Raw genomic sequence first — 20809 nt, 5'->3', positions numbered from 1 at the left:
AGCGGGAGAGTACCCCGGCGAACGCTCATCTGAGCGTTACTTCCATCATAAGTGGGGAACTCCGCGCGCACAAAAGCTGGATATATGCCTGCAAGCAGCGCAAAGAACCCCGGAGAGAAGGGGAAAGATTAGGTAAAGAGGAGCAGAGGAACGCTGCCGTCACCGGCCGGGCGTTCGGTCAACGACCGGTCAGCGGCCCGGAACGAACGGCGGTGCGGCGGGTCCCGACGGCACGGCCGGCAGGCCCTGCGCGTGCGGCGACTCCCGTACGTCCGGCGCCTCCGGTGCAGCCGGTACCTCCGGTGCGGCCGACGCGCCCCGCACTTCCGCCCGGGCCGCCAGCCGCGCGTCCGCACGGTCCGGCGCGTACAGATACTCCACCACCATCGCGCCCGCCCCCGCCAGACCCGCGTGGTCCCCCAGCCGCCCCGTCACCACCTGGAGTTCCGCCGTGGTCCGCGGCATCGCCCGCTGATACAGCAGCTCCCGCACCCCGGTCAGGAACGGCGGCCCGGCCAGATCCCCGGCGATCACCAGCACCCCGGGATTCAGCAGCGTCACGACGGTGGCCAGCACCTCCCCGACCTGCCGCCCGGCCGCCCGCGCCAGCCGCACCGCGTCCGGCTGCCCGATCGCCAGCTGGTCGCGCACCCCGGACCCCGAGGCCGTCGGCACCCCGGCCGCCGTGAGCTGCTCCGCCAGCGCCCGGCCACTGGCCACCGCCGCCAGACAGCCGTACGAACCGCACCGGCACAGCGCGTCCGGGAACCCGCTCAGCCGGATGTGCCCGATGTCCCCGGCACCGCCGTCGATGCCCCGGTACATCTCACCGTCGACCACCACCCCGGCGCCGATCCCGGTGGACACCTTGACCAGCAGAAACGCCGAGCAGTCCGGGAATCCCAGGCGCTGCTCGGCGTACGCCATCACATTGGCGTCGTTCTCTATCAGGACGGGCAGCCCGCCCTCGCCCCCGGCCGCGCCGCCACCCGCGTGGCGCAGCAGCGCCGCGCGCAGGGCCTCGCGCACCGGGAAGCCGTCCCACCCGGGCATCATCGGCGGCTGGACGATCTCCCCCGAGGCGAAGTCCACCGGCCCGGGCACCGAGAGCCCGACCCCGCACACCTTCTCCATGCCGGCGCCGGCCTTCGTCAGCAGCTCCGCGAACCAGGCCCCGAGCCGGTCGAGGACCACCGCGGGCCCGTCGTCGATCAGCAGCCGCCCCGCGTGCTCGGCGAGCACCTCGCCGCTCAGGTCCAGCACGGCCACGCGGGCGTTCCGCGTCTCCAGGTCGGCAACCAGGACCACCGCGTGCGACCCGTCGAACTCCAGTCGGACCGCCGGGCGCCCGCCGGTCGGATCCGCCACCGGATCACCGGCGTGCTCGCGCACCCAGCCGGCCCGGAACAGCTGATCGAGGCGGGCGGAGACGGTGGACCGTGACAGTCCCGTCACCCGCTGCAATTCTCCCCGGGTACCCGCCTGCCCCCGGCGGATCAACCGGAGCAGATGCCCGGCGCTCGCCTGGTTCATGGGCTTGGGCTGGTTCATGGGCACCGGTCCATCTCCGGTCGCGATCTGATGACGTTCGCCACTTCATCTTGTGATGGAGATATTACAGCGCTACTTTTGCGTGTTAAGTAGACGTAACTCTACGGTGTCATCGACAAAAACGGTGGCCCCGAACCTGCTTCCGGAGTTCACGTGGAACGAGCCGAACAGACCAGCACCCTCCACCCCCTCACCCCCGACGCGATCAGCGCCTACGACGGTGCCTGCCACGTACTCCTCGACAACTGGACCGGCTCCTCCACCATCCCCTCGCACAGCCTCTACCCGCACCAGTGGAGCTGGGACTCCGGCTTCATCGCCATCGGCCAGCGGCACCTGTCCCCGCTGCGCGCCCAGCAGGAGCTGGAAACCCTGCTCGCCGCCCAGTGGGGGGACGGCCGCATCCCGCACATCGTGTTCCACCCCGAGGTGCCCCTCGCCGCCTACTTCCCCAGCCCGGACTTCTGGCGCAGCACCACCGCGGGGCGCGGCGCGGGAGCCGGCGCACCGACCGCCCCCGAGACCTCCGGCATCGTCCAGCCGCCCATCCACGCGCTCGCCGCCTGGCTGGTGCACCAGGCCGACCCCGACACCTCGCAGCGGCGCGGGTTCCTCGTGCGCGTGTACCCCAAGCTGGCCGCATGGCAGCGCTACCTCACCGAGCGCCGCGACCTCGGCGGGCACGGCCTGGCCTCGATCGTCCATCCGTGGGAATCCGGCATGGACAACAGCCCCAGCTGGGACCAGCCGCTGGCCGCCGTCCCACCCGCCGCCCCCGGCTCCTTCACCCGCGCCGACCTCGCCCACGGCGCGCCCTGCGACCGGCCGACGGATCTCGACTACCGCAAGTACGTACGGCTCGCTCTCGACTACCGCGACCACGGCTACCGCGACGATCTCGCCCCGCACCCCTTCGCCGTCGAGGACCCGGCCTTCAACGCCCTGCTCATCGCCTCCGAGCACGCGCTCGCCGAGATCGCGATGGAGATCGGCGAGGACTCCTCCGCCCACCTGGTGCGCGCCGAGGAGTGCACCGCGGCGCTGCGCGAGCGGCTGTGGGACGAGGACGCCGGGCAGTTCTTCAGCTTCGACGTACGCGCCGGGTCACGGGTGCGCGAACGCAGCGCGGCCGGGCTGATCCCGCTGATCGTGCCGGGGCTGCCCGCCCCGGTCGCCCGGGCGCTGATCGACACCCTCACCGGGCCGCACTTCGGCCTCGGCGACATCACCGCCATGGCGCCCAGCTACGCGCTGACCGGCGCCGCCTTCGACGCCAGCCGCTACTGGCGCGGCCCGGCCTGGTTCAACGTCAACTGGCTGCTGGAACGCGGGCTGCGCAGGTACGGGCAGCCGCGCCGCGCCGCCGCGCTGCGCGCCGCCATGCTGCGGGCCGCCGTCGCGTCGGACTTCACCGAGTACGTGGACCCGTACACGGGCGCGGCCCGCGGCAGCCGCGACTTCGGCTGGACGGCCGCGCTCACCATCGATCTGCTGGCCCAGGGCGCCACCGACAGCCTGGCCACCGGCGCCACCGGCACGAACGGCTCCATCGGCTCCACCAGCACTGCCACCACCACATCAACCGAACATTCCGAGCCACAGGCCGCAGGGGGGCTTCGTGACCACCACCACGCACCACAAACAGCTCGTCCATGACGGGACCTTCGCGGCGGTGGGCCCCTCGGGGGACATCACCGGCGAACGCGGTGCCTGGCCGGACGGCCTGTTCGCGCGGGACGCCCGGCATCTCAGCCGCTGGCAGCTGACGATCGACGGCAGCACCCCGACCGTCCTGGTCCCCGCCTCCGACGAGCTCACCGCCACCGCCACCACCGTGGTGACCCGACCGGGCAGCCGGGCGGAGGCGCCGGCCCACACCGTCTTCCGGCAGCAGACCGTCTCCACCGCCGCCCTGACCGAGCGGCTGCGGCTGCGCAGCAACCGGGGCGAGGAATCCACCGTCTTACTCGCGCTCACCGTGGACGCCGACTTCGCGGACCAGTTCGAGCTGCGCTCCGATCACCGCTGGTACGAGAAGCCGCACGCGGTGCGCACCCGTCAGGCGCTGCCGGACGGCGTCGAGTTCGGCTACCGGCGGCGCGACTGGGAGGCCCGCACGGTGGTCACCACCGAACCGGCCCCCGACGCCGTCGAGGAGACCGGCAGCGGCGCGCGACGGCTGTGCTGGGTGCTGCGGCTCCCGCCGCACGGCACCGCGGAGCTGCTGCTGCGGGTCACCGCCCATCCGCACGTGGCGCCGGAGCCGGTGCCCGCCGCCGTCGTCCCGCAGCCGGCGGCGCCGGAGGACGGCGCACCGCGCGGCGTGGCCCCGTCCGGCTGGCCGGAGCTGGACCGGGCCTGCGAGCGCGGGCTCGCCGACCTCGACGGGCTGCGGATGGCCGCCACCGGACCGGAGGGCGAAACGGTTCACGTACCGGCCGCCGGGGTGCCGTGGTTCCTGACCCTGCTGGGGCGGCACGCCCTGATCACCTCCCTCTTCGCCCTCCGCGACCGCCCGGAGCTGGCCCGGGGCACGCTGCTGGCGCTCGCCGCCGCCCAGGCCCGCGAGGCCGACCCGGCGCGCATCGCGCAGCCGGGCAAGATCGTCCACGAGGTGCGCCACGGCGAGCTGGCCCACTTCCGGCAGGTGCCCTACGACCGCTACTACGGCTCGGTCGACAGCACCCCGCTCTTCCTGGTGCTGCTCGACGCGTATACCGAGGCACACGGCCCGGAGCTGGCCCGCCGCCTGGAGCCGCACGCCCGTGCCGCGGTGCGCTGGATGCTGACGGACGGCGGCCTGGAGGAGCACGGCTACCTGCGCTACCGGGCCGACGAGGGCGGGCTCGCCAACCAGAGCTGGAAGGATTCGGCCCGCGCGATCTGCTTCACGGACGGTTCCCCCGCCAAGGGCGTGATCAGCGCGGCCACCGCCCAGGGATACGCGTTCGACGCGCTGACCCGTACCGCGCGCCTGGCCCGTACGGTGTGGGGCGACGCAGGCTACGCGGACGGGCTCCAGGAGCGGGCCGACCAGCTGCGGAACCGTTTTCTCAACGACTTCTGGCTGCCCGCCGACCGCTTCCCCGCCCTCGCGCTGGACGGCATCGGCCGCCGCGCGGACGCCCTGGGCTCGGACGCGGGCCACCTGCTGTGGTCCGGCATCCTCGACCAGGACCGGGCCGAGGCCGTCGCCCGCCGGCTGCTGTCCCCCGACTTCTTCTCCGGCTGGGGCATCCGCACCGTGGCCGCCGGCCAGGGCGCGTACCACCCGCTGTCCTACCACCGCGGCGGCGTGTGGCCGCACGACAACGCCATCGCCGCGCTCGGCCTGGCCCGGTACGGGCTGCACGAGCAGGCCCGTACGGTGGCCGGCGCGATCGTGGACGTGGCGGCGCGCAGCGGGTGGCGGCTGGCCGAGGTGATCGCCGGGTACGACCGCGAGGACCGGCTCGGCCCGGTGCCCTACCCGCACGCCTGCTCGCCGCAGGCGTGGTCGGCGGCGGCACCCCTGGCGCTGCGCACGGCGGTCGGCGCGGCGACGCCGCCCGTACGCGAGCCGGCCGCGGCCGCACAAACCGGGTGACGGCCGGGTCCGCGCCGTGCGAGAGTCGGGTTCCATGAGCACCGACGACACGCGCGAGGGCGGCTGGGACGAGCGGCTGGCGGCCCTGTGGGACGCCTGCGAGGACCTCGAACCGGCCGCCTTCCGCGCACGGATGGCCGCGCTGGCCGCCGAGCGGCCCGGCGAGGCCCGCGCCTTGTTCGAGCTGGCCTCCGCCCACGACGCCACCGACAGCGAGGAAGCGGCGGCCGGACTCTACGAGCAGGCCTTCGCCGCGGGCCTCACCGGGGAACTGCGCGTCCAGGCGGCCATCCAGTACGCCAGCACGCTGCGCAATCTGGGCCGGGCCGAGGAGGGCGCGGCGCTGCTGGCCGCCGAACGCGCGGCGGGGCACGGGGTGCTGACGGACGAGATCAACACGTTCGCCGCGCTCGCCCTGCTCGACCTGGGCCGGGACCGGGAGGCGGCGCTGCTGGCGCTGCGCACCCTCACCCCGCACCTGCGCCGCTACCGCGCCTCGGTGACCGGATATCTGGACGACCTGGAGAAGGAAGGCTGCTAGCCTGACCGGCATGTCGAGTCCCGAGGCGTCCAGAAGCTAGCCACCGGTCATCCGGTGGCGCCGGCCGAGCCCTCCTCGACGGATCACCTGTTCCGGCACGCTCCGTGCTGTGCCGTGCTCCCCGCTGTCCGCGCGTTCGCGTGTTCGTGTCTGCGCGTTCGTGCGTCTGCGCGGGCCCGCTTCCGTCGTGCTGATCGACGCTCCTTCCGTGCCGCACCCGATCGACCGGTGCCGTGTTCCCCACCGGTATCCACCGATCACTCACGGAGCCTTCTCATGCCTGGCCACCCCAGGGACCCCATGCCGCCCGCCGTCCACCTCCTCGCGCTGGCGGTCTTCGCCCAGGGCACCTCCGAGTTCATGCTGGCCGGCCTGGTGCCGGACATCGCGGCCGATCTCGGCGTCTCCCTCTCCGACGCGGGGCTGCTGACCTCCGCCTTCGCCGTCGGCATGGCGGTCGGCGCCCCGCTGATGGCGCTGCTCTGCCGGCGTCTGCCGCCCCGCGCGACACTCGCCGCGTTCCTCGCCGTCTTCGTCCTCGTCCATGTCATCGGCGCGCTGACCGGCAGCTTCGCCGTCCTGCTGGCCACCCGGGTCGCCGGGGCGCTGGCGAACGCCGGGTTCATGGCGGTCGGGCTGACCACCGCCACCGCGCTCGTCCCGGCCGACGCCAAGGGCCGGGCGCTGTCCGTCCTGCTCGGCGGCACCACGCTCGCCTGCGTGGCCGGGGTGCCCGGCGGGGCGCTGCTCGGCCAGCTGTGGGGCTGGCGGGCGGCGTTCTGGGCGGTCGCGCTGGTGACGCTGCCGGCGATCGTCGCCGTGCTGACGTCCGTACCGGGCGCCCCGAAGGGCGCGGGGAGCACCGCCGCCGATGGACCACCGCTCGACGCGCGGGCCGAGCTGCGGGTGCTGCGCGCGCCCCGGCTGCTGGTGATGCTGCTGCTGGGCGCGCTGGTCAACGGGGCGACGTTCTGCTCGTTCACCTTTCTGGCACCGGTGATCACGGAGGTCGCCGGGCTGGGCGCCGGTGCGGTGCCGGGGCTGCTGGCGCTGTTCGGGATCGGGTCGTTCCTGGGGGTGCGGATCGGCGGCCGGTTCGCCGACACACGCCCCGTGCCGCTGCTCGCCGGGGGCGGGGTGGCGCTGGCGGCCGGCTGGGCGGTGTTCGCGCTGAGCGCCGCGCACCCGGTGGCGGTGCTCGTCCTGGTGCCGGTCCTGGGCACGCTGTCCTTCGCGGTGGGCAGCACTCTGATCTCGCAGGTGCTGTACGCGGCGGCCGGTGCGCCGACCCTGGCGGGCAGTTTCGCGACCGCCTGCCTGAACATCGGCGCGGCGGCGGGCCCCTGGCTGGGCGGGGTGGTGATCGCGGCCGGGCTGGGCCTGCGTACGCCGCTGTGGGTGAGCGCGGCGCTGGTGGCGGCGGCCCTGCTGACCGCCGCCGGCGCGGCGGCGGCCCGGGCCCGCACGGGCAGCACACCGACGCCGGCGGCCCCGGCGCCTGAGGCCCGGGCCGTGCCCGAGGCGTAACGTCCGGGCGGCCGGGGGCACTGCCGCACCCCGGTACGGCGTCAACGCGCCGTGCTTCCCCGGCCGCCTCGCCCGGACCGGGCCGGGCGAGGCGGCGGTGAGCCGCGGCTACCCGCCCGAGGTGTCAAGTTCGGCGTCGGCCGCCACCCCCGCGCAGTCGTAGGGGTCGCCCAGCCAGCCGTCGGGCAGCGCCACCTTGTTGCGGCCCGAGGTGCGGCCCCGGGGGCCGTCCGCCCCCGCGGGCCACTCCTGGGTCAGGTCCAGCTCGTTCAGCAAGGTGGCCAGCTCGTCCAGGGAGCCGGCCACCGCCAGCCGGCGCCGGGCCTCCGAGCCGACCGAGAAGCCCTTGGTGTACCAGGCGACATGCTTGCGGAAGTCGATGACGCCGCGCGCCTCGTCGCCCAGCCACTCCCCCAGCAGCCGGGCGTGCCGCACCATCACCTCGGCGACCTCGGCGAGCGAGGGCCGCGCGTACGCCTGTGGCCCGCGCCCGTCGAAGGCGGCCACCAGATCGCCGAACAGCCAGGGGCGGCCCAGACAGCCGCGCCCCACGACCACCCCGTCGCAGCCGGTCTCGCGCATCATCCGTACCGCGTCGTCGGCGGTCCAGATGTCGCCGTTGCCGAGCACCGGGATCTCGGGCACGGCCTCCTTCAGCCGGGCGATGGCCGACCAGTCTGCCTGCCCGCCGTAGTGCTGCGCGGCGGTCCTGCCGTGCAGGGCGATGGACGTCACGCCCTCCTCGACGGCGATCCGTCCCGCGTCCAGGTAGGTCAGGTGGTCGTCGTCGATGCCCTTGCGCATCTTCATCGTCACCGGCAGCGCCCCCGCGTGCCGTACGGCCTCCCGCAGGATGGCGCGCAGCAGCGGCCGCTTGTACGGGAGGGCGGAGCCGCCGCCGCGCCGGGTCACCTTGGGGACGGGGCAGCCGAAGTTCAGGTCGATGTGGTCGGCGAGATCCTCGTCGGCGATCATGCGCACGGCCCGCCCGACGGTGACCGGGTCCACGCCGTACAGCTGGATGGAGCGCGGCTTCTCGGCGGCGTCGAAGTGGACGAGCTGCATGGTCTTCTCGTTGCGCTCGACCAGCGCCCGGGTGGTGATCATCTCGCTGACGAACAGGCCCCGGCCCCCGGAGAACTCCCGGCACAGGGTGCGGAACGGCGCGTTGGTGATCCCGGCCATGGGGGCGAGCACCACGGGCGGGTCGACGGTGTGCGGTCCGATCTGGAGGGGCGGTGCGGTCATCCCCCCATTGTCCCGTACGCGTCCGGCTGCTCCGCCGCGGCGGGTGGGCGGGCCCCGGGGCACCGGTCGATGACCCCCACCTCCGACACATGGAATGACAGATTTTGAAATCTGTCATTCCATGTGTCACGCTCGGCCCATGACAGCCACACCTCCCCCGGCCGTACCCACCCGCACTCTCGGCACCTCCCCCGGCGTACCGGTCTCCGCCCTCGGCCTCGGCTGCATGGGCATGTCCGCCCTCTACGGGGCCGCCGACCGCGAGGAGTCCGTCGCCACCCTGCACACCGCCCTGGAAGCCGGCATCACCCTGCTGGACACCGGCGACTTCTACGGCATGGGCCACAACGAGATGCTGATCGGCGAGGCGCTGCGCGGGCTCTCCGCCGACCTGCGCGACCGCGCCCTGATCAGCGTCAAGTTCGGGGCCCTGCGCAGCGTGGAGGGCGGCTTCCTCGGGTACGACGGCCGGCCCGCCGCCGTGCAGAACTTCGCCGCCTACTCCCTCCAGCGCCTGGGCACCGACCACATCGACATCTACCGCATCGCCCGCGTCGACCCGGACGTGCCCATCGAGGAGACGGTCGGCGCCATCGCCGACCTCGTCCGCGCCGGACACGTACGGCACATCGGTCTCTCCGAGGTCGGCGCCGACACCATCCGCCGCGCCGCCGCGACCGCGCCCATCAGCGACCTCCAGATCGAGTACTCGCTGATCTCGCGCGGCATCGAGGAGGAGATCCTGCCGGTCTGCCGGGAACTGGGCATCGGCATCACGGCGTACGGGGTACTCTCGCGCGGCCTGATCAGCGGCCACTGGCAGCCGGACCGCACGCTGGACGCCCGTGACTTCCGGACCGCGAGCCCGCGCTTCCAGGGCGACAACCTGCGCCACAACCTCGGCCTGGTGGAGACCCTGCGGGCGATCGCCGACGAGCGTGGCGCCTCCGTGGCCCAGCTCGCGATCGCCTGGGTGCTGGCCCGCGGCGAGGACATCGTGCCGCTGGTCGGCTCGCGTACCAGGAAGCGGCTCAGTGAGGCCCTGGGCGCGCTGGACGTTACGCTCGACGCCGGTGATCTGGCCGCCATCGAGGCGGCGGTGCCGGCGGGGGCCGCCGCGGGCGACCGCTACCCGGCGGAGCAGATGGCCCACCTGGACAGCGAGAAGAAGAGCTGACCGACCCCGACCCGATCCCAGCACCACGAACCGAGCACCACGAACCGAGGACCGATGCCGCCGGAGCCGCTGACCCCCGAGGACATCCTGCGGGCCACCGAGGATGTACTGCGGCGCTACGGCCCGGCCAAGGCCACGGTGGTGGACGTGGCGCGCGCCCTGGGGGTCAGCCACGGCACGGTCTACCGCCACTTCCGCACCAAGGCCGAGCTGCGCGAGGCCGTCACCCGGCGCTGGCTGGACCGGGCGACCGGCGAACTGGCGGCGATCGCCACCGGCGAGGGACCGGCCGCCGGCCGCCTGGAGCGGTGGCTGCGGGCCCTGTTCGCGGCGAAGCGGCGCAAGGCCGTGGAGGACCCGGAACTCTTCGCGACCTACCAGGTGCTGGCCCAGGAGCAGCGCGAGACGGTCTCCCGGCACATAGCCGAGCTCGTCGGCCAGCTCACCGCGATCATCGAAGCGGGCCGCGCCTCGGGGGAGTTCGCCGCCGGGCCCCCGGACGCCCCCACCACGGCCCGGGCCGTCTTCCGGGCCACGGCCTCCTTCCACAAGCCCTCGCACGCCGCCGAGTGGTCCGCGCCCGACGTCCAGGAATCCTTCGAGGCGGTCAGCGCCCTGGTGATCCGCGGCCTGCGGGCCTGAGCGGACAGGGCGGCCCGGGCGAACGGAAGAGCGCTGTCAGTAGCCACCCCTACACTTTGTGTGGTTACTGGCCCGACTGTCCGAAGGGGCGCATCATGACGACGGTGATAGAGCGACCGACGCCGATGCAGCCCCCGGCACCGTCACTGTTCGACGTGCTGTGTCAGACGCTGGAAGAAATGGAGGTACCCGAGGGGTACCGGGCTGAGATCACCGGGGGAAAGATCATCATGTCGCCATGGTCGCAGGGTTACTACCTGGACATCGTGGATTCCCTGGTGGAACAGCTCCGGCCGCATCTGCCCGAGGGCCATCGGGTGAGCCTGGCCCCGTGCCTCTACGTCTTTCCCGGGATGAGTCGCGCTTTCGGCCCCGTCCTTCACGTGGCGGATGCCGAGGCCACCCGGATCAGGAGCTCGCGACTGCCCGGCCACGCCCTGTCCCTCGTCGCCGAACTGAGCTCGGCGTCCACCGCGGACGTGGACCGGTACGACAAAGTCGAGTGCTACGGGGTGGCGGGCATCCCGGTCTATCTCCTCGTGGACATGCAGAAGGGCAGCCTCACGGTGTACACGGCACCGTCCCCGCAGGGCTACCAACAGCAGAACACCGTGCTGTTCGGCCCGACGGTAACCCTTCCGGAGCCGTTCGACTGCCCGTTGGACACCTCCGGCTGGAAGGCCTGACCGGCAACACGGCCGTGGCCCGGCCCCCGTACGGTGACGGGGACCGGGCCACGGTGCGCTCTCGCGGCTGCGACCGGCTCAGCAGCCGATCAGACGGCTCGCCAGGTAGGACTCGATCTGGTCCAGCGAGACCCGCTCCTGCTTCATGGTGTCGCGCTCGCGCACGGTCACCGCGTTGTCCTCCAGGGTGTCGAAGTCGACGGTGACGCAGAACGGCGTACCGATCTCGTCCTGGCGGCGATAGCGGCGGCCGATGGCGCCCGCGTCGTCGAACTCGATGTTCCAGTGCTGGCGCAGCGCGGTGGCCAGCCCCTTCGCCTTCGGGGACAGCTGCGGGTTGCGGGACAGCGGCAGCACCGCGACCTTCACCGGGGCCAGGCGCGGGTCGAAGCGCATCACGACGCGCTTCTCCAGCTTGCCCTTGGCGTTGGGCGCCTCGTCCTCGACATAGGCGTCGAGCATGAACGCCAGCATCGCCCGGCCGACACCGGCGGCCGGCTCGATGACGTAGGGGGTCCAGCGCTCGCCGGCCTCCTGGTCGAAGTAGCTCAGGTCCTGGCCCGACGCCTTGGAGTGCGCGCTCAGGTCGTAGTCCGTGCGGTTGGCCACGCCCTCCAGCTCACCGAATTCCGAGCCGCCGAAGTTGAAGCGGTACTCGATGTCGGCGGTGCGCTTGGAGTAGTGCGACAGCTTCTCCTTGGGGTGCTCGTACCAGCGCATGTTCTCCTCGCGCATACCGAGGCCGCGGTACCAGTTCCAGCGCTGCTCCATCCAGTAGATCTGCCACTGCTCGTCCTCGCCGGGCTTGACGAAGAACTCCATCTCCATCTGCTCGAACTCGCGGGTGCGGAAGATGAAGTTGCCGGGCGTGATCTCGTTGCGGAACGACTTGCCCATCTGGGCGATGCCGAACGGCGGCTTGCGCCGCGAGGTCTGCTGCACGGAGGCGAAGTTGGTGAAGATGCCCTGGGCGGTCTCCGGGCGCAGGTACGCCACCGAGCCCGAGTCCTGAGTCGGGCCGAGGTGGGTGGAGAGCAGCCCGGAGAACTGCTTGGGCTCGGTGAAAGTGCCCTTGTTGCCACAGTTGGGGCAGTTGAGGTCGTTCAGGCCACCGGTGGGGAGGTGCCCGTGCTTGGCCTCGTACGCCTCCTCCAGGTGGTCCGCGCGGTAGCGCTTGTGGCAGGAGGTGCACTCGGTCAGCGGGTCGGAGAAGGTGGCGACGTGACCGGACGCTTCCCACACCTCGGTGGCCAGGATGACGGAGGAGTCGATTCCGACCACGTCGTCGCGCGAGGTGACCATCGAGCGCCACCACTGGCGCTTGATGTTCTCCTTCAGCTCCACGCCCAGCGGACCGTAGTCCCAGGCGGCGCGCTGCCCCCCGTAAATCTCACTGCACGGGTAGACAAAGCCACGGCGCTTGCTGAGGCTGACGATAGTGTCGATCTTGTCGGCGGCCACGGTGCTCTCTTCAGGACGACGATGGAGTGGCCCCAGATTACCGGCGTACGAGGGCCCATCAGCAAATCGTGATGGCCGGATCACGGGCGGGTATCCGGGGTATCGGGAGGTACCGGTCACATACCCTCCCGAACGTTTGACAATGGTTTCCATCTCACTTGAAAATGGCTGTCATGAGCAGACGACGCCGCCCCCGGATATCCCCCGCCCGCACCCTCGCCGCCGGTGCGGCAGCCCTGGGGATGCTGGCCCTGACCGCCTGCGGATCCGACGCGGACGGCGGAGGTGGCGGCGGCAGCGCGGACGGCACGCTGGACGTCGTGGCGTCGTTCTACCCGATGGAATTCCTGGCCGAGCGGATCGGCGGCGAGCACGTCTCGGTCAGCACGCTCACCAAGCCCGGCGTCGAGCCGCACGACCTCGACCTCTCCCCCAAGGAGACCGCCCGGCTGACCGAGGCCGACGTGATCGTCTACCTCAAGGGACTCCAGCCGGCCGTCGACGAGGCCATCGCCCAGTCCGGCGTGACCCACATCGCCGAGGCCACCTCGTACACCTCCCTGGAGGCCCACAGCACGGACGAGGACCACGCCCACGACGAGGACCACGACGACCACGATCACGCGGACGACGACGGCCACGACCACGGTCACGACCACGGCGCCGAGGACCCGCACATCTGGCTCGACCCCGTGAAGTACGCCGAGGTCGCCCAGGGCGTCGGTACGGCGCTGGCCGAGGCCGACCCGGACAACGCCGCCGACTACGAGGCCAACACCGAGGCGCTGGTCGCCGACCTGACCGCCCTCGACGAGGAGTTCACCGCCGGCCTCGCCGACACCGACACCAGGACCTTCATCACCACCCACGCCGCCTTCGGCTACCTCGCCGAGCGCTACGGGCTGCACGAGGAGGCCATCGCCGGCCTGGACCCCGAGTCGGAGCCCAGCGCGGCCCGGCTGCGCGACCTGCACGAGGTCGCCCAGCAGGAGAACGTCTCCACCGTCTTCTTCGAGACCCTCGCCAGCGACGCCACCGCGCGCACCCTCGCCGACGACCTCGGCCTGGCCACCGCCGTCCTGGACCCGCTGGAGGGAATCACCGACCGGTCCGCCGGCGCTGACTACCTGGAGGTCATGCGCGCCAATCTGGAAGCGCTGCGCCAGGCACTGGGCGCCTCCTCCTAGACGACCGAAGGGAAGAGACCCGGATGGAATCCGACTCCGCCATACCGCTGACCCTGCGCGACGTGCACGCCGAGCTGGGCGGTCGCCCCGTGCTGCGCGGCGTCGACCTGACCGTGGGCCGCGGCGAGGTGGTGGCCCTGCTCGGCGCGAACGGCTCGGGCAAGTCCACCGCGGTACGGGCGGCGGTCGGCCAGGTGCCGGTCAGCGGCGGCGAGCTGACGCTGTTCGGCACGCCGGTGCGCCGCTTCCGCGACTGGCGGCGGGTCGGGTACGTGCCGCAGCGTTCGACCGCGGCCGGCGGAGTGCCCGCGACCGTACGGGAAGTGGTGTCCGCCGGCCGCCTGGCGCGGCGCCGGCTGCGGCCCCTGGGACGCGCCGACCGGGCCGCCGTGGAGCGGGCGCTGGAACTGGTGGGCCTGGCGGACCGGGCGCGGGACCCGGTGGAGTCGCTCTCCGGCGGCCAGCACCAGCGGGTGCTCATCGCGCGGGCGCTGGCCGGTGAGCCGGAGCTGCTGATCATGGACGAGCCGCTGGCCGGGGTGGACCTGGCCAGCCAGCGGATCCTGGCGGACACGCTGCGCAGCCAGCTGGCACAGGGCGTGTCCACCCTGGTGGTGCTGCACGAGCTGGGCCCGCTGGAGCCCCTGATCACCCGCTCGGTGTCGCTGTCGGCGGGCCTGGTGGAGGCCACGAACGCCTGCCACCCCCACGAGCTGGAGACGGGAATCCTGTGATGCTGGAACTCCTCGACTACGCCTTCATGCAGCGCGCCCTGCTGGCCGCGCTGCTGATCGGGGTGGCCGCGCCCGCGGTGGGGATCTTCCTCGTGCAGCGCAGGCAGGCCCTGATGGGCGACGGCATCGGCCACGTGGCGCTGACCGGGGTGGCGCTGGGGTTCCTGCTCCAGACCAACCCGGTGTGGATGGCGGTGCTGGTCTCCTCGGTCGGCGCGGTGGCCATGGAGCTGCTGCGCTCCTCGGGGCGGGCGCGCGGGGACATCGCGCTGGCGATGCTGTTCTACGGCGGCATGGCGGGCGGTGTGATGATCATCAACCTGGCGCCCGGTGGCTCGACCGCCAACCTGACCAGCTACCTCTGGGGCTCGATCACCACCGTCTCCCCGCAGGACATCACGGCCATCTGCGTCCTGTCGGCGTTCATCCTGCTGATCACCTTCACGCTGCGCCGCCAGCTGTTCGCGGTCTGCCAGGACGAGGAGTTCGCCCGCGTCACCGGCCTGCCGGTACGGGCCCTGAACCTGCTGCTGGCGGTGACCGCGGCGGCCACGGTGACGGTCGCGATGCGGGTGGTGGGACTGCTGCTGGTGAGCGCGCTGATGGTCATCCCGGTGGTGACCGCCCAGGCGGTCACCCGGGGCTTCGCGGCGACGCTGGGCCTGTCGATGGCGCTGGGCGTGCTGGTCTCCATCTCGGGGACGGTGACCTCGTACCACGCGGACGTGCCCCCCGGCGCGACGATCGTCCTGATCGCGCTCGGCCTGTTCGCCGTGGTGTCGCTGCTCGCCCTGCCGCTGGCCAGACACCGTGCCCGGCGTTCCGCCCAGCCGTCACCGGCCGGCGAGAAGGCGCTGGCGGCCCCGTCGTAGCGGAGCCGCTACCCTTGGGGCGCACACAGGGACGCGGCAGCATCAGCAGGGAGCAGTGGTAGACGTGGACACGCCAGGACCGCCGGTCCGTGGCCGGTCGACCCGCCAGCGCGCGGCGGTGGCGGCGGCACTGGCCGAGGTGGACGAGTTCCGCAGCGCGCAGGAACTGCACGACATGCTCAAACACCGCGGCGACTCGGTCGGCCTGACCACCGTCTACCGGACCCTTCAGTCGCTGGCGGACGCCGGCGAGGTCGACGTCCTGCGCACCAGCGACGGCGAGGCCGTCTACCGCCGGTGCAGCACCGACGACCACCATCACCACCTGGTGTGCCGGCTGTGCGGCAAGGCCGTCGAGGTGGAGGGCCCGGCCGTGGAGAAATGGGCCGAGGCGGTCGCCCGCGACCACGGCTTCACGGACGTCGGCCACACGGTGGAGATCTTCGGCACCTGCGACGAGTGCACGGCGGCGGCAAGAGGAAACGGGAAACACCCCTGACCATCTTGTGAGCGCCTGGCACGGTGCCGCACGCTTTTCCTTGTGACTGAGAGCCACGGGCGCACTACTCAAGAAGTCCATCCGCGCTTCGGCGCGGAACTGCGAAGGTTACGGGGCCTGGCCGGGCTGAGCCTCGGCCAGCTCGCTCAGAAGATCCACTACAGCAAGGGTCACCTGAGCAAGATCGAACGCGGCACCAAGCAGCCGCCTCCCCAGTTGGCCCGCCTGTGCGACGCTGCTCTGGGCGCAAACGGCAGGTTGGCGTCTCTCTCCTCCTCATCCGCCGACACGCCTCGCCGGAAGGTCGTGACGGTGGGCGCCGCCTCGGTGCTTTTGAGTTCCCTTCCCGGGAATCAGGCAGCGTCGGCCGCCAGCAAGGAGGAGGGCGTCTCACTGGCCTTCTTCCGCTCCCTCTTCGATCAATTCCGTCGGATCGGCCAGGTCGCCGGACCACACGCCGTGCTGCCTGCGCTGACCGCGCAAACCCACACCCTGACGGGGCTCGCGTCGAAGGCCGGGGACCCGGTACGCACCCACTTGCTGCTGCTCGCCTCGCGATATGCCGAGTTCGCGGGCTGGATGGCACAGGAAGGCGGTGACGACGTCTCCGCCATGAAATGGACCGCCGAGGCGGCCGGTCTTGCCTCTTCGGGCGGTGATCACGACCTGACGCACTACGCCGTACTGCGCAGGGCGCTTGTCACGATGTACGCGGGCGATGCGGAGGGGACCATCACCCTGGCGCGCGCGGCGCAGGACAAGAACACCTCCTACCGCATCCGCGGCCTCGCCGCAGTGCAGGAGGCTCAGGGGCATGCCCTGGCAGGGCAGGAAGTCTTGTGCGGACGTGCCCTGGACAGGTCGCGTGACTTGCTCGACCGCGCTACGACGGGAGACTCGGCACCCGTTATCGGGACTTCCCATGTCAGCGATCCGACAGCGATGGCGGAGGGCTGGTGCCTGTACGACCTCGGTCGACCCGCCGAAGCCGCTGCTCGCTTGGGTCGTGAAGTGAACCGTCTCCCCGCCGACGCGATGCGAGCACGGGCGCGGTATGGGATGCGCCAGGCCCTTGCCCATGCCACGGCCGGAGATATCGACGAGGCGTGTGCGGTAGCCGACTCGCTGCTCCGATCGGTCGATGTGGTGAGCTCAGCCACGATCAGAACCGATCTGTACCGGCTCAACAGCGAGCTGAATCGCTTCCGTACGCACGGCATGGTCCGGGAGCTTTCCCCTCGCATGGCGGCGTCCCTGCGACCGATGGTCTGAGCGCGCCCACCGCGCCTCGCCTCATTCATCACTTTCTCAGAGAGGTGTCTCAAGCATGCCCGCTTCCCCGGAGATCTTCGTCAACTATCGTACCGGCGATGGAGAAATGGCTGCCGCTATGATCCGGCAGGAGCTAGCTCGCCGGTTCGGGAACGATCGTGTTTTCTTCGACAACCAGTCCATCGACAGCGGCGAGAACTACACCCATCGACTTCCTGATGCCATTCGCCGCTGCCAGGTTCTGCTCGCAGTCATCGGACATGCATGGGCAGGTTTCCGGGGAGCAGACGGCGGGCTCGCGCTGGACGACCCGCATGACTGGACTCGCCGGGAGATCGTGGAGGCCCACGAATACGGCATCCCGGTGATTCCCGTGCTGATCGGCAAGAACACTCCATGGCCCAAGAAGTCCGAAGTCCCGCAGGAGTTGGCGTTCGTCACTGAGCATCAATACGTGACTTTCGATCACCGATCTGCTCCCACTGATCTGCATCGCATCGGTGAGGAACTGATCAAGGCGGTGCCGGAACTCGCGGAACATGATGCGGACCAGGCCGGCGAGGCGGACACGAAAGGCCCGGATGAAAAGATCGCGACATCGCAAACCATGGGCGACAACAGTGGCACCGCCTATCAGATGAACAACCTCCCCGGAAACGTACGCATCGGGGACACGGGGGCCACTTACAACGGTGGCGTGGGGGCCCTCTTCACTCAGCCCAATGGTGTGGTCAACACCGGAAATGGCCCGCAACACGTCACCCAGTTCTCAGGTGACGTGCGGGATGCCCGACAGCAATTCTTCCGATCCGAGCCGAGTGACACGGACGACGCTCGGTGAACGACCCGCTCCAGAACATTTTCAACGGGGCCGCCGGCGCGGTGAACACAGGATCCGGCCCCCAGGTCGTTTTCACCATGCTGCAGGAAGACCTGCTGGGGACCAAACGCGATCCACGATTCATCGGGCAGGACTATCTCCGCTGGCTCGCCCGGCGATTCTCCACCCCGGCCGGCTGGGGCGTCGCCCACCGCCTTCTGACGGAGCACGGAATCGTCCTTCTCAGTGCCTCCGAAGGAGCTGGGCGAAAGAGCGCCGCAATGATGCTGCTGCGGCCGCATCATCGTTCCCGGCGCACTATCATTGAACTTGCGGACACCCCCGACGGCCCCGGGGTCCCGGTCCTCGTTCCTGACACCGTGGAGCGGGGTGACCACCTTCTGCTCGACCTGAGCCGCTCCGACTCCGCGTCTCTCGCAGCCATTCGGCGCAGGCTGGCGTCCTACCACGCCGCTATCCGTGATCTGGATGCCCGGCTGGTGGTCATCCTGCCGGCGGACCCCGAATTTACTCCTTCGGAGCTGAGGCCGTTCCACACCTCACTCGGCCGCCCCGACGGCATCAACCTCCTGCAACGCCACTTGCGAGCCGACGGCCTCGTGCTCGGGCGGAAAGCCTTTCAGCACCCTCCCCTCACGGCGTGGCTCAACGAGGCTCCGGCTCGTGCGCTCGCCGAGTTGGCCACGCTGATCCTGTCCGCACGTCACGAGACACCGGCCGAATCCTTCACGACGTGGTGTGACCACGCGCTGAGCGCCCTGCGTCCCTGGACGCGCGATGTCACGAGCCGCATCACCCGCCACCGCCTGGCGTGGCAACGAGCCATGCTCCTGTCGGCCGCGATGCTCACCGGCGCACCGGGGGAAGCGGTGCTGACAGGCACTCGCATACTGCTCGACGTGATGCGTCAGCCCGACGGGGAAGACATTCCGGTACTCGAACGGGATGACCTGTCCCAAATGCTGACCTCCATCGATGCCGAAACCGACGGGGAAGGCAGGGTTCATTTCCCACGACTCGCCTACGACCAGGCGGTGCGCCGCCACTTCTGGACCAACAGACCTGCTCTGCGCGACGGTTTCCGTGAGTGGGCGGACCGTCTGTGCAAAGAGATTCCCCTGGCCCCGGACGAACGTGCCGCTTTCGTCGCACGCTTCGCGGAACAGTGTCTGCGTACCGGACGGCCTCAGGACTTGGAGGAACTGGCGAGCAGTTGGACGGAGCCCGGCCAGCCCAGTGAGCTGATGGCAGGGGCAGCGAACGCTCTCGAGCGGGGATTGCGCAGCGAACCGTACGCCCTCCGGTTCCGAGGCACCCTGTACAACTGGGCGAAACAGAGCCAGCTCGGTGACAGCCGACGCACGGTCGTTGCCAAGGTGTGCGCCGACGTTCTCGCGCCAAGCCGCCCGAATGAGGCTCTTGTCCGCCTGCACCATCTGGCACGCCGCGAGGACTCGGCCGGGAAGCGTGTCGCCTTTGAAACGCTCCGCGGTCAGGTCATTGGCGACAGCGGGCAGCGGCGCCGGTTGCTGCGACGACTTGCCCGCGCCGGCGCAGAGTACCGCGATGCAGATCTCCGGCTCTTCCTGGACTTCTCCGACCCCTACGCCATTGGATCCGATGAGGAGCTGATAGGTCGCGCGGACGTGCGCCTCGACCTCGGAACCTGCTGGCGCACGGTCCTCCTGGACGAACCGCGCGAACTGTGGCTGGGACCGGTTCATCAGTGGCTCGGAGCCTGCGCTGCGGGTCACCACCCAGAACTCCTGCTGGATGTACTGGTGCGGGCGGTGAGTGACAGACAGGACAGCGTCGCGGAGTTGTACGCGGTGGCCCGAGCCTGGTCGTACACGTCCGTGGAAGAACGCGAACAGCGGCTGACAACGGTCTCGCTGCTTCTCGACACGATCGATGTGGTGCAGGACAGGGAGAAGGAGTACAGCGGATGACTGCGAACCACAAAACTCTGCTCGGCTACCTCACAGTGCTGTCGATCCTGGCCTTTCTCATCGTCGGTATCGGCTTGGGCTGGCCCCCTTGGTGCTGGGCCGTCCTCGGTATCACCGCGCTGAGCACGTCGGCGGCCACCATGGTCCCCACGAGGGAGCACCCGATGCCGCCGCCGGACGATCCCTACTTCTTGGCATCCGAGGCGGAGCCGACTCCCGCCGGACCGCAGTACAGGGAGCACCGCATTCACCGTGTCGCTCTTCCGAGCTGCACTCCGGACTATCACTTCGAGTTCTCGGCCACGGTTCGCTGGTACGAGATGGAGACAGAGGACGACGCACCACTGGACGGAGGATCTCTCGCCGCGAGAGCAGTTCTCTCTCGCGCCCGGGTGATCACGCAGTACGAGCACCCGTCGCAGTGTTCCCTCACCGAGCATCTGCTCAGTGGCGAACTGGGCCTCACCGCCCCCGACGACCGGCGCAGAGTGATGGCCATGGCCCGTGATGTGCGCCTCGCACTCCCTGAGACGGACCGGGAGCGGCTGGAGAAACTGGCCGTGATCCGCAAGGACGAGGATGTCTGGGAGCACGAGCGCAACCACGAACGGAACAAACGCGCTTATCTGGGGGACGACGTGCTGAAGGATCCCGGCAGCGCCCTCGTGTGGTGGCTCGCGAGGGACGAGAGCAAGCTGCACGAAACGGTGGATCTCATCGGTCTGTTCACCCTGCTGTCGGCGGCGGCCAACAACCAGGAGCTCCCCCATGCCTCCACCTACCCGCCGAACCCCTCGGAACCGGTGCAGGACGCCCCTCTCACCGAGTCGGAACGGACGGTCGTGGAGGCGCTGGTCGATCTGATGCGCCACGCGGACATCTCCGTGGACAACACCCTGTTCATCGATCGGATCATCAAAATCCTGGAAAACTCGGGCCGCCCCGCAGCCGCCGAGGAGATCCGGCGGGCGTTCGCGCCCGGGGAAGGGCCTGACGACTGACGCTCCGGGCGCGTACCCTGAGTGCCCTTGGTTTC

Annotated in this window: 18 protein-coding genes; 15 read left to right on the top strand and 3 right to left on the bottom strand. The window is 70.8% G+C overall.

Annotated elements, in window-relative coordinates:
• Positions 1-189: 189 nt before the first annotated feature.
• Positions 190-1551: an ROK family transcriptional regulator gene (locus H7827_RS21330; RefSeq protein WP_432746962.1), complete on the bottom strand. Its 1362-nt coding sequence runs from the start codon at positions 1549-1551 to the stop codon at positions 190-192.
• Positions 1552-1704: 153 nt separating this feature from the next.
• Here H7827_RS21330 and H7827_RS21325 point away from each other — a divergent pair, with 153 nt between their 5' ends.
• The 4 genes from H7827_RS21325 to H7827_RS21310 all read left to right on the top strand — a co-directional run bounded on the left by H7827_RS21325 (position 1705) and on the right by H7827_RS21310 (position 7205).
• On the top strand, positions 1705-3207 hold the full coding sequence (locus H7827_RS21325; protein ID WP_432746961.1) for an MGH1-like glycoside hydrolase domain-containing protein: 1503 nt from the start codon (positions 1705-1707) through the stop codon (positions 3205-3207).
• Positions 3170-5137 (top strand): amylo-alpha-1,6-glucosidase, encoded by a 1968-nt coding sequence (locus H7827_RS21320; RefSeq protein ID WP_432746960.1) that lies wholly within the window; start codon positions 3170-3172, stop codon positions 5135-5137. The genes H7827_RS21325 and H7827_RS21320 overlap by 38 nt, the downstream gene beginning before the upstream one ends.
• 34 nt (positions 5138-5171) lie before the next feature.
• Positions 5172-5678, top strand: coding sequence for a tetratricopeptide repeat protein (locus H7827_RS21315; protein ID WP_200367239.1), 507 nt, complete (start codon positions 5172-5174; stop codon positions 5676-5678).
• A 300-nt stretch (positions 5679-5978) separates the two neighbouring features.
• Complete coding sequence (locus H7827_RS21310; RefSeq protein ID WP_432748019.1) at positions 5979-7205, top strand: Cmx/CmrA family chloramphenicol efflux MFS transporter; 1227 nt, start codon at positions 5979-5981, stop codon at positions 7203-7205.
• Positions 7206-7313: 108 nt separating this feature from the next.
• On the opposite strand, the gene dusB is transcribed toward H7827_RS21310, so the two are convergent.
• Positions 7314-8453, bottom strand: coding sequence for a tRNA dihydrouridine synthase DusB (gene dusB / locus H7827_RS21305; protein WP_200367237.1), 1140 nt, complete (start codon positions 8451-8453; stop codon positions 7314-7316).
• A gap of 139 nt (positions 8454-8592) precedes the next feature.
• Between dusB and H7827_RS21300 the strand changes: the two genes are divergently transcribed.
• From H7827_RS21300 to H7827_RS21290, 3 genes are all read left to right on the top strand, one after another.
• A complete protein-coding gene (locus H7827_RS21300; protein WP_432746959.1) occupies positions 8593-9630 on the top strand; it encodes an aldo/keto reductase in 1038 nt (345 codons plus the stop codon).
• A 54-nt stretch (positions 9631-9684) separates the two neighbouring features.
• Positions 9685-10272 carry a TetR/AcrR family transcriptional regulator gene (locus tag H7827_RS21295; protein WP_432746958.1) on the top strand — a complete coding sequence of 196 codons (588 nt, stop codon included), beginning with the start codon at positions 9685-9687 and terminating at the stop codon, positions 10270-10272.
• 95 nt (positions 10273-10367) lie between these two features.
• The gene (locus H7827_RS21290) at positions 10368-10958 is read left to right on the top strand and encodes a Uma2 family endonuclease (RefSeq protein ID WP_386538319.1); all 591 of its coding nucleotides are present in this window, start codon (positions 10368-10370) and stop codon (positions 10956-10958) included.
• 78 nt (positions 10959-11036) lie between these two features.
• On the opposite strand, the gene H7827_RS21285 is transcribed toward H7827_RS21290, so the two are convergent.
• Complete coding sequence (locus tag H7827_RS21285; protein ID WP_030725899.1) at positions 11037-12419, bottom strand: glycine--tRNA ligase; 1383 nt, start codon at positions 12417-12419, stop codon at positions 11037-11039.
• Positions 12420-12592: 173 nt separating this feature from the next.
• On the opposite strand from H7827_RS21285, the gene H7827_RS21280 reads away from it, so the two are divergent.
• From H7827_RS21280 to H7827_RS21245, 8 genes are all read left to right on the top strand, one after another.
• A complete protein-coding gene (locus tag H7827_RS21280; RefSeq protein WP_432746957.1) occupies positions 12593-13606 on the top strand; it encodes a metal ABC transporter substrate-binding protein in 1014 nt (337 codons plus the stop codon).
• A 23-nt stretch (positions 13607-13629) separates the two neighbouring features.
• Positions 13630-14340: a metal ABC transporter ATP-binding protein gene (locus tag H7827_RS21275; protein ID WP_030725891.1), complete on the top strand. Its 711-nt coding sequence runs from the start codon at positions 13630-13632 to the stop codon at positions 14338-14340.
• Positions 14340-15212: a metal ABC transporter permease gene (locus H7827_RS21270; RefSeq protein WP_432746956.1), complete on the top strand. Its 873-nt coding sequence runs from the start codon at positions 14340-14342 to the stop codon at positions 15210-15212. Before H7827_RS21275 ends, H7827_RS21270 begins: the two co-directional genes overlap by 1 nt.
• Positions 15213-15276: 64 nt before the next feature.
• Entirely contained in the window at positions 15277-15711 is a 435-nt protein-coding gene (locus H7827_RS21265; protein ID WP_400009648.1) for a Fur family transcriptional regulator, read from the top strand.
• 42 nt (positions 15712-15753) lie between these two features.
• On the top strand, positions 15754-16983 hold the full coding sequence (locus tag H7827_RS21260) for a helix-turn-helix domain-containing protein (RefSeq protein WP_432746955.1): 1230 nt from the start codon (positions 15754-15756) through the stop codon (positions 16981-16983).
• Between the two features lie 55 nt (positions 16984-17038).
• Positions 17039-17824: a toll/interleukin-1 receptor domain-containing protein gene (locus H7827_RS21255; RefSeq protein WP_432746954.1), complete on the top strand. Its 786-nt coding sequence runs from the start codon at positions 17039-17041 to the stop codon at positions 17822-17824.
• On the top strand, positions 17821-19773 hold the full coding sequence (locus H7827_RS21250; protein WP_432746953.1) for a hypothetical protein: 1953 nt from the start codon (positions 17821-17823) through the stop codon (positions 19771-19773). The genes H7827_RS21255 and H7827_RS21250 overlap by 4 nt, the downstream gene beginning before the upstream one ends.
• On the top strand, positions 19770-20774 hold the full coding sequence (locus H7827_RS21245) for a hypothetical protein (RefSeq protein WP_432746952.1): 1005 nt from the start codon (positions 19770-19772) through the stop codon (positions 20772-20774). The genes H7827_RS21250 and H7827_RS21245 overlap by 4 nt, the downstream gene beginning before the upstream one ends.
• The last annotated feature ends 35 nt before the right edge of the window (positions 20775-20809 follow it).

It is taken from the genome of Streptomyces sp. JH002 (assembly GCF_050916115.1).
Taxonomy (GTDB): Bacteria; Actinomycetota; Actinomycetes; order Streptomycetales; family Streptomycetaceae; genus Streptomyces; species Streptomyces xiamenensis.
The sequence above is the reverse complement of the archived record's forward strand: the minus strand, read 5'-3'. Positions and strand labels throughout refer to the sequence as shown.